This is a genomic window from Ancylobacter crimeensis (assembly GCF_023016805.1).
GTDB classification, from domain to species: Bacteria; Pseudomonadota; Alphaproteobacteria; order Rhizobiales; family Xanthobacteraceae; genus Ancylobacter; species Ancylobacter crimeensis.
Window position 1 is genome coordinate 376,543 of the sequence record NZ_JALKCH010000006.1, and the last position, 8,461, is coordinate 385,003.

General features: G+C 70.1%; 7 protein-coding genes and 1 pseudogene. 6 read left to right on the forward strand and 2 right to left on the reverse strand.

The annotated features are described in order from the left end of the window. Positions 1–156: 156 nt before the first annotated feature. A complete protein-coding gene (locus tag MWN34_RS11580; protein ID WP_247029361.1) occupies positions 157–1,362 on the forward strand; it encodes an MFS transporter in 1,206 nt (401 codons plus the stop codon). 4 nt (positions 1,363–1,366) lie between these two features. Here the strand turns inward: MWN34_RS11580 and MWN34_RS11585 are convergent, their stop codons facing one another. Beyond that, a complete protein-coding gene (locus tag MWN34_RS11585; protein ID WP_247029363.1) occupies positions 1,367–1,828 on the reverse strand; it encodes a MerR family transcriptional regulator in 462 nt (153 codons plus the stop codon). A 123-nt stretch (positions 1,829–1,951) separates the two neighbouring features. On the opposite strand from MWN34_RS11585, the gene MWN34_RS11590 reads away from it, so the two are divergent. Next, positions 1,952–4,336 (forward strand): heavy metal translocating P-type ATPase, encoded by a 2,385-nt coding sequence (locus tag MWN34_RS11590; RefSeq protein ID WP_281502965.1) that lies wholly within the window; start codon positions 1,952–1,954, stop codon positions 4,334–4,336. Between the two features lie 47 nt (positions 4,337–4,383). Here the strand turns inward: MWN34_RS11590 and argH are convergent, their stop codons facing one another. Beyond that, positions 4,384–5,766 (reverse strand): argininosuccinate lyase, encoded by a 1,383-nt coding sequence (argH, locus tag MWN34_RS11595; protein ID WP_247029365.1) that lies wholly within the window; start codon positions 5,764–5,766, stop codon positions 4,384–4,386. A 27-nt stretch (positions 5,767–5,793) separates the two neighbouring features. Between argH and tlpA the strand changes: the two genes are divergently transcribed. The 4 genes and pseudogenes from tlpA to MWN34_RS11615 form a co-directional block, all read left to right on the forward strand. Beyond that, positions 5,794–6,546 carry a thiol:disulfide interchange protein TlpA gene (gene tlpA, locus MWN34_RS11600; protein WP_247029367.1) on the forward strand — a complete coding sequence of 251 codons (753 nt, stop codon included), beginning with the start codon at positions 5,794–5,796 and terminating at the stop codon, positions 6,544–6,546. Positions 6,547–6,694: 148 nt separating this feature from the next. Beyond that, positions 6,695–7,276, forward strand: coding sequence for a cob(I)yrinic acid a,c-diamide adenosyltransferase (locus tag MWN34_RS11605; RefSeq protein ID WP_247029369.1), 582 nt, complete (start codon positions 6,695–6,697; stop codon positions 7,274–7,276). Between the two features lie 145 nt (positions 7,277–7,421). Next, a complete protein-coding gene (locus MWN34_RS11610; protein WP_247029371.1) occupies positions 7,422–8,195 on the forward strand; it encodes a rhomboid family intramembrane serine protease in 774 nt (257 codons plus the stop codon). 177 nt (positions 8,196–8,372) lie between these two features. Further along, positions 8,373–8,461: pseudogene (locus tag MWN34_RS11615) on the forward strand (electron transfer flavoprotein subunit beta/FixA family protein); the annotation flags it as partial.

The following is an 8,461-nucleotide window of genomic DNA, read 5'->3' on the forward strand; positions in this document are numbered from 1 at the left end:
TCGCGCCGGCCATCTTCACGGATGTGCGCGTGGTGGTGCGGCCTGTCGTCATTCGTGATGGGCCCGACGATGGCATTTGCGGGCGATCCACATCAGAAGGAGCGGATGGGCGCTGCGTGCAAATGCGGGCAGCGCGGCAGAATTCAGTGAGCGGCCATGAGTGCTGGAGACGCCTGCCTGCCGCGTGACGAGCGGCGGATGCAGGATGAGGACGCGCGCCGCCTTGCGGCCTCGCGCCGAGCGGTGGGTGTCGTGTTTTTCGTGGCCGGGGCGGGCATCGCCCTGTGGGCCGCCTATATCCCGCTGCTGAAAGTCCGCGCCGATCTCGACGATGCGCGCATGGGACTCGTGCTGCTCTGCGTCGCGCTGGGGGCGCTGGGCGGCATGCCGGTGGCGGGCCTGCTGCGACCGCGGCTCGGCGCCATCCGGGCCGGTCGTCTGGCAGCGGCGGCCTTTGCCGCGAGTGTCGTGACGCCTGCGCTCGCCACCGGCATGGCGTCGCTGGCGCTGGCGGGGGCGCTGCTCGGCCTGTGCTTCGGCTTCCTCGACATCTGCATGAACGCGCACGCCTCGGCGGTCGAGCGTGAGCTCGGGCGGCCGATCATGTCCTCCGTCCATGCCTTTTTCAGTATCGGCACCTTTGCCGGCGCGCTCGCGGCCGGAGGCCTGATCGGGGTCGGACTGCCGATCGGCGGCGGCCTCGGTGCAGCGGCGTCGGGCCTCGCCGTGCTGGCGCTCCTCGCCTCGCAGCGCCTCTGGCTTCCGGAGGAGCATCTGCGCGAGGCCGGCGCGCCGCTGTTCCAGCTTCCCACCCGCAAGGTGCTGGGGGTCGGGGTGCTCACCGCCATGTGCTTCGTGCTGGAACTGGGCGTGATGGACTGGGGCGCGCTGTTCCTCATCCAGGTCATGCACGCGGCCCCGGCCCATGGTTCTCATGCGCTGGCCGCCTTCTCGCTGGCGATGGCCGGAGGGCGGCTGTCCGGCGACCGGCTGGTGGCGCGGCTTGGCGACATGGCGACGTTGCGGCTCTCAGCTTTGGTCGCCGCGCTGGGGCTGGCGGCGGTGGTGCTCGCCCCCTCGCCGGTGGCGGCATTGCCCGGCTTCTTCCTTGCCGGGCTCGGCATCGCCAATCTGGTGCCGGTGTTCTTCTCGCTCGCCGGCCGGCTGCCCGGAATCGGACCTACGGCGGGCGTGGCGATGGTGGTGACCCTCGCCTATGGTGGCGGCCTGCTCGGGCCGCCGCTGATCGGCTTTGTCGCCGATGGCTGGGGGCTGCGCAGCGCCTTCGTGCTGCTGATCGGCGGCGCGTTCGCCATTGCACTGCTCACCCGCGCCGCGATGCCGGCCGGCATGGGGCGCTGATCGCTCAGGCGTCGCCGCGGCGGTGATGGCGGCAGGCGCCATGGTCGGCCAGCGTCTCGATCACCCGGCAGACCCCGACCTCGCCATGCGAGCAGCCCTCGATCATCCGGGTGAGCTCGGCCTTCAGCGCGGTGAGGCTGGCAATGCGTTCCTCCACCTCGGCGAGCCGGTCGCGGGCGATGGCGTCGGCCGCCGCGCAGGACTGGTCCGGCCGGTCCTGCAGCGCCAGCAGCGCGCGGATCGCCTCGATCTCGAAGCCAAGCTCGCGGGCATGGCGGATGAAGGCCAGCCGGCGGATGTCACCCATCGCATAGGCGCGGCGGCCGCCATCCGTCCTCGGCGGGGCCGGCAGCAGGCCGATCTCCTCATAATAGCGGATGGTCGGCACCTTTACGCCGCTCGCCTGCGCCGCCGCGCCGATGCTGTGCGCGCGGGTATCGATGGTGGATGCGGGATGCTCGCGCATGTCCTGTTCCTGCAGTTTGGGGCTTGCTCCTCCAGTCGCTAGAGGATGTAGCCTGCCGGCACGATCCCGCAAGATGCGCCGGACGCTTCGTCCGAGCGGATCTTTGTCCAAAAGCGATGCGCCATGTCTGACCCCAACTCCACTGATCACAGCTTTACTGGGTACGACTCCGTCCCGACCGACGCGCTCCTCGCCACGCGCTTCCGCGTCGCCGGCATGGACTGCGCGTCCTGCGCGGCGAAGATAGACACGGCAGTGCGGCGGATCGACGGGGTGGACGATGTCCGCGTCTCGGTGACGGCCGGCACCATGACGGTGCGCCATGCCGGCGCCGACCTGGCGCTGGTGGAAAAGCGCGTCACCGGCCTCGGCTATCGCATTGCCCAGATGGATGCGACGTCGCCCGCCGCGGCGCAGCCGCCCGGCCCGGTCTGCGGCCACGCCCATGGCGATACCTGCAGCGGGCACGACCACGACCATCATGATCACGGGCATGGCCATCACGACCATGCTGGTGATCATCATGCGGGCCACACCCACACCCACACCCACACCCATGCCCACACCCATGCCCACGCCCACGTCGCGGCACAGGCAGAGCCGCTGTCCGGTCTTCATGGTCACGATCACGGGCTCGAGGAAGGCCCGTGGTGGCGCAGCGCCAAGGGGCGGCTGACGATCGCCTGCGGGGTCGCGCTGGTCGCGGCTTATGGGCTGGGCCGCTTCATGCCGGGAGCGGACCTCTATCTGTTCACCGCGGCGATGCTGGTCGGCCTCATCCCGATCGCCCGCCGCGCCATCATGGCGGCTTTGGCCGGGACGCCTTTTTCCATCGAGATGCTGATGACCATTGCCGCCATCGGCGCGGTGTTGATCGGCGCCGGAGAGGAAGGGGCCATGGTCGTCTTCCTGTTCCTGGTCGGAGAAATGCTGGAAGGCGTCGCAGCGGGCCGGGCCCGCGCCTCCATCCGCTCGCTTTCCGCCCTGGTGCCCAAGACGGCGCGGCTGGTGGAGGGCGCCACGACCCGCGACATCCCGGCCGAATCGGTCGGTGTCGGCACGGTGTTGCTGGTCCGTCCCGGCGAGCGCATCCCGGCCGATGGCGAGGTGCTTGAAGGCTCCAGCGCGGTGAACGAGGCGCCCGTCACCGGTGAGAGCGTGCCGGTGCGCCGGGCGCCGGGCGATCCCGTCTTTGCCGGCACCGTGAATGGCGAGACGGCGCTTACCATCCGCGCGACGGCGACGGCGTCCGACAACACCATCGCCCGCGTGGTGCGGCTCGTCGAGGAAGCACAGGAGGCGCGGGCGCCGACCGAGCGTTTCATCGACCGTTTCTCGCGCTGGTACACGCCGCTCGTGGTGGTGCTCGCGGCGCTGGTGGCGGCGGTGCCCCCGCTTTTCGCGGGCGGCGCCTGGGACGAATGGATCTACAAGGGCCTCGCGATCCTGCTGATCGGTTGCCCCTGCGCACTGGTGATCTCGACCCCGGCCGCGGTGGCGGCGGCGCTGGCCCATGGCGCCCGCAACGGCCTGCTCATCAAGGGCGGCGCGGTGCTGGAGCAGTTGCGCACCATTACGGCCGTCTGCTTCGACAAGACGGGAACCCTTACGCTCGGCCAGCCGACCGTGACCGACATCGTGCCGGCCAGCCAGCCGGCCGATGAGGTGCTGCGCCTGTCGGCGGCACTGGAAGCGGGTTCGACCCATCCGCTCGCCACCGCCATCCTCGCCCGCGCCACTGCTGACGGGATCACGCTTCCCGCCGTCGGCAATGCCGGCGCGCGGGGCGGCGAGGGTGTGGAGGGCACGGTCGAGGGACGTACGCTATTCCTCGGCTCGCCGCGCGCGGCGGCAGCTCTCGCGGCGCTGCCGGAGGGGATGGACGGCCGGATCGAGGCGCTGAACGCTGCGGGCAAGAGCATTGCCGTGCTGGTCGTGGAGGGAACGGTGGCCGGCCTCATCGCCTTGCGCGACGAGCCGCGGCCCGATGCGGCGGCCGCGCTTGCGGAGCTGAAGGCGCATGGCCTGCGCACGTTGATGCTTACAGGCGACAATGCGCGCACCGCGCAGGCGGTGGGCGCGGCGCTGGGCATCGAGGTGCGGGCCGAGTTGATGCCGGCCGACAAGAGCCGGATCGTTCATGAATTGCAGGCCGAGGGCTTGCGCGTCGCTAAGGTGGGCGACGGCATCAATGACGCGCCCGCCCTTGCGGCGGCCGACGTCGGCATCGCCATGGGCGGCGGCACGGATGTCGCGCTTGAGACCGCCGATGCGGCGATCCTGCATGGCCGGCTGCGTGATGTCGGCGCCATGATCGCGCTGGCGCGGCGGACCATGGCCAACATTCACCAGAACATCGCCATCGCGCTGGGACTGAAGGCGGTGTTCCTCGTCACCACCATTGCCGGCATCACCGGGCTGTGGCCGGCGATCCTTGCCGATACCGGCGCGACGGTGCTGGTGACCGCCAATGCACTCCGGCTGCTCGGCGGGCGTCGCGCCTCCTGAGCGGAGGTGAGAGGCCGGACGCCGCCGCTCCGCCCGGCCTCATCGCCTCATTTCTCCAAAGTCTTCAACCACTTCTTCGCCTGCGCGCGCACATTCTTCGGCGCGGTGCCCCCATAGGAGACGCGGCTCCCAACCGACTTCGCCACCGAGAGCACGCCGAACACCTCCGGGGTGATCCGCGGCTCCACCGACCGCATCTCGGCGAGGGTGAGCTTGTGCAGGGGGGCGTTCCTGCCCGCCGCCAGCGCGACGATGCGCCCGGTCACGTGGTGCGCCTCGCGGAACGGCAGGTTCAGCACCCGCACCAGCCAGTCGGCGAGGTCGGTGGCGGTGGAATAGCCGGAGCCGGCTGCCGCCTTCATCCGCGCCTCGTCCGGCACCATGTCGCGGACCATGCCGGCAGTGGCGGCGATCATCAGCGAGAGGGTGGAGAACGCGTCGAAGGCGCCTTCCTTGTCCTCCTGCATGTCCTTGGCATAGGCCAGCGCCAGCCCCTTCATCACCATCAGCAGTCCGGAGAAGGCCCCCGCAATGCGGCCGATCTTGGCGCGCACCAGCTCGGCGGCATCCGGGTTGCGCTTCTGCGGCATGATGGAGGAGCCGGTGGTGAAGCGGTCGGACAGCTTCATCAGGCCCGTCAGCGGCGAGGTCCAGATCACGATCTCCTCGGCGAAGCGGGAGAGGTGCATGGCCGCGATGGAGGCCGCCGCCAGCGTCTCCAGCACGAAGTCGCGGTCGGAGACGGAATCCAGCGAATTGGCCGTGGGGCGATCGAAGCCAAGGCTCGTTGCGGTCGCGAAACGGTCGATCGGGAACGAGGTGCCGGCCAGCGCGGCGGCGCCGAGCGGGCACTCGTTGAGGCGCCGGCGCGCATCGGCGAAGCGGCCGCGGTCGCGGGACAGCATCTCGACATAGGCGAGCAGGTGATGGCCGAAGGTCACCGGCTGGGCGGTCTGCAGGTGGGTGAAGCCCGGCATGACCGTGCCGGCATGCTCAAGTGCCTTTTCCGCCAACGCTTTCTGCAGGTCGGCGAGCTGGACGTCGAGGGTGTCGACGGTGTCGCGGACATAGAGCCGGAAATCCGTCGCCACCTGGTCGTTGCGCGAACGGGCGGTGTGGAGGCGGCCGGCGGCCGGGCCGGCGAGGGCGGCGAGGCGCGATTCCACATTCATGTGGATGTCTTCCAGCGCCCGCTGGAAGGTGAAATCGCCGGCCTCGATCTCTGACAGGATCGTGTCTAGACCCGCCGTGATCTTTTCGGCATCACTCGCGGTGATGATGCCCTGTGCCGCAAGCATGGCCGCATGCGCCTTTGAGCCGCGGATGTCCTGTGCGTACAGGCGTTGATCGAATCCGATGGAGGCGTTGATCTCCTCCATGATCGCGTCCGGGCCGGTTTCGAACCGGCCGCCCCACATCTTGTTGCTCATGCGACTTTTTCTCCGCGAGGCGGGCCTATGACCGAACGACCTGATGAGCCCCTTCCGCCAAAGTCGGGCCGGGGGATCACGCGCGGTCGCTTCGCCCTCATCCTTGCCGCGGCGCTGGTGGCGGGCGGCGCCGTCGGGCTTGCTGGCGTATACGGGATGGGAGGGCTGGCGCGCAACGGCGATGCGTCGGCGAACGCGACCGGGCCGGAAATGGCGGTGGCCGGTCAGTCCAGTCTGGTGGATGGTGAGTGCAGTTCGGCGAGCGAGACCGCGCGCCGCATCCAGCCGCTCGTGAAGGGCGAGGTCGCCGCCTTCTCCCCCACGCTGACCCCGCGCCGGGTGCCCGACCTCGCCTTCACCGACGGTGCCGGAAAGCCGTTGAGGCTCGCCGACCTCGGCGGCAAGGTGCGGCTGGTGAATGTGTGGGCGACCTGGTGCGCCCCCTGCCGCAAGGAGATGCCGGCGCTCGACCGGCTGCAGGGCGAGCTCGGCGGCGACGATTTCGGCGTGGTGGCGGTGAATGTCGACACCCGCGATCCGCAGAAGCCGCGCGACTTCCTCAAGGAGACCGGCGTTCAGCACCTCGCCTTCTATGCGGATGAAAAGGCGCAGGCCTTCCAGGACCTGCGCAGCGCCGGCCGCGGTTTCGGCCTGCCGGCGACGCTGCTGGTCGATGCCAAGGGCTGCGAGATCGGGTTCATGGCCGGGCCGGCCGACTGGGCGGGGCCGGATGCGCTTGCGCTGCTGCGCGCCGCGCTGGGCACGGCGGCGGGCGGCTGAGCGCGCCGGCGCGTGCAAATCTTGGTTCGGCCCTTCGGCATGGAAGCCGCCCGCGGAAATCTCGCGCTCCCGCCAAAATCGCTCTAAAACGTGCCGGTTGCGCGGGCCGGATTGCGCGGGTCCGGCGCGCGCCGCAGGGAGGCTGCCGATGGTCGTGCTCAACCGCATCTACACCCGAACCGGCGACGACGGCACCACCGCGCTCGGCAGCGGGGAGCGGCGGGCGAAATCGGACCTGCGCATCGAGGCCTATGGCACCGTCGACGAGACCAATGCCGCCATCGGGGTGGCGCGGCTGCATCTGGCCGCGCTTCCCGAACTCGACGCGGTGCTCGGGCGCATCCAGAACGATCTGTTCGACCTCGGCGCCGATCTTGCGACGCCGGAGAGCGGTGAGCCTCTTGGCTATGAGCCGCTGCGCATCGTGGCCGGGCAGGTGGACCGGCTGGAGCGCGACATCGACCGCTTCAATGCCGGGCTGAAGCCGCTGCGCTCCTTCGTGCTTCCGGCCGGAAGCCCGGCGGCGGCGCATCTCCATGTCGCGCGCACCGTCTGCCGCCGCGCGGAACGGCTCTGCGTCGCGCTCGCCGGCACGCCGGGCGAGGAGGTCGGCGCCGCGGCGATGCGCTATCTCAACCGGCTGTCGGACCTGCTCTTCGTGGCGAGCCGCTTCGCCAATGCGCAGGACGGTCCCGGCGACGTGCTGTGGGTGCCGGCGGCGGGGCGCTGAGACGGGTCGCGTCCCGGCGCCACCGTGCGCCCGCCCGCCGCTGCGCATCCCCTCTTCCTCTTTCGCCGGTTCGGCGGCACAGTTCATCGGCCGCGCCGCTGCGGCAGCAAACCCGGCTCCGTCCCCGCCTCCGAGACCCGCGACGATGTTCCTGCCGCTCAATGACGAGAACCCGCTCGAGGAGGTGCGCCATGCTTATGTCACCTGGGCGCTGATCGCCGCCAATGTCGCGGTGTTCCTGCTGGTGCAGCAGGGTTGGACCGGCGCCATCGAGACCTCGACGGCCTTTTCCTACGGCACGATTCCCGCCGTGCTCAGCCATATGGCGGTGCTGCCGGAGGACTTCATTCACCTGCCGGCCGAGGCGACGCTGGCGAGCTACATGTTCTTCCATGGCGGTTGGGGCCATCTCATCGTCAACATGGCCTTCCTCTGGGTGTTCGGCGATAATGTCGAGGATGCGCTGGGCCATGCCCGCTATCTCGCCTTCTATTTCCTCACCGGCATTGCCGGCGCCATCGTCTACACCCTCGGCCATCCCGCCTCGGAGGTGCCGCTGATCGGGGCTTCGGCGGCGGTGTCCGGGGTGGTGGGCGCCTATGCCATGCTGCATCCCAATGTGCGGATCTGGGTGCTGGTGCTGATGCGCATTCCGCTGCGCCTGCCGGCGATCTGGCCGATCGGGGCGTGGATCCTCTACCAGGTCTGGAGCGCGGTGACGCAGAACCAGGCCGACACCGCCTGGCTCGCCCATCTCGGCGGGCTGGTGGCGGGCGGGCTGCTGGTCATTCCGATGCGCCGGCGGGGCGTGCCGCTCTGGGTCACGACGCGGGACGGAACGCCGCCCGCTCCGCCGCCCTCGGCGGCGCCTCCCGAAGGCCCTCCGTCCGGCCCGCCCTCCGCCCAATCGCCACGTTGACAGGCTGCGGGGGCGCCCATAGGTTCGCGCCGATTTCCCGAGCGAGACGTATCCGGCCAGGGAGCTTCGAGGCGGCGCGGCGCGGGCGTCGTCCGGCTTCTTCAAGCGTCGGTCGGGTGCGTCGGTCCCTCCTCCGCGCCCTGCCGCGCCGCCCTTTCGGGTGGTGGGAGTTCCGACATGAAGATCCTCGTCCCCGTGAAGCGCGTTGTTGACTACAACGTCAAGGTCCGGGTTAAGGCGGACGGAAGCGGCGTTGAGCTTTCGAA

Excerpts from the sequence above, each read along its gene's own strand:
- argH (WP_247029365.1), bottom strand. The coding sequence starts at position 5,766 with ATGAGCAACAAGATGTGGGGCGGCCGGTTCGAAACCGGCCCGGACGCG.
- tlpA (WP_247029367.1), top strand. The coding sequence starts at position 5,794 with ATGACCGAACGACCTGATGAGCCCCTTCCGCCAAAGTCGGGCCGGGGG.
- MWN34_RS11585 (WP_247029363.1), bottom strand. The coding sequence starts at position 1,828 with ATGCGCGAGCATCCCGCATCCACCATCGATACCCGCGCGCACAGCATC.
- MWN34_RS11610 (WP_247029371.1), top strand. The coding sequence starts at position 7,422 with ATGTTCCTGCCGCTCAATGACGAGAACCCGCTCGAGGAGGTGCGCCAT.
- MWN34_RS11605 (WP_247029369.1), top strand. The coding sequence starts at position 6,695 with ATGGTCGTGCTCAACCGCATCTACACCCGAACCGGCGACGACGGCACC.
- MWN34_RS11580 (WP_247029361.1), top strand. The coding sequence starts at position 157 with ATGAGTGCTGGAGACGCCTGCCTGCCGCGTGACGAGCGGCGGATGCAG.
- MWN34_RS11590 (WP_281502965.1), top strand. The coding sequence starts at position 1,952 with ATGTCTGACCCCAACTCCACTGATCACAGCTTTACTGGGTACGACTCC.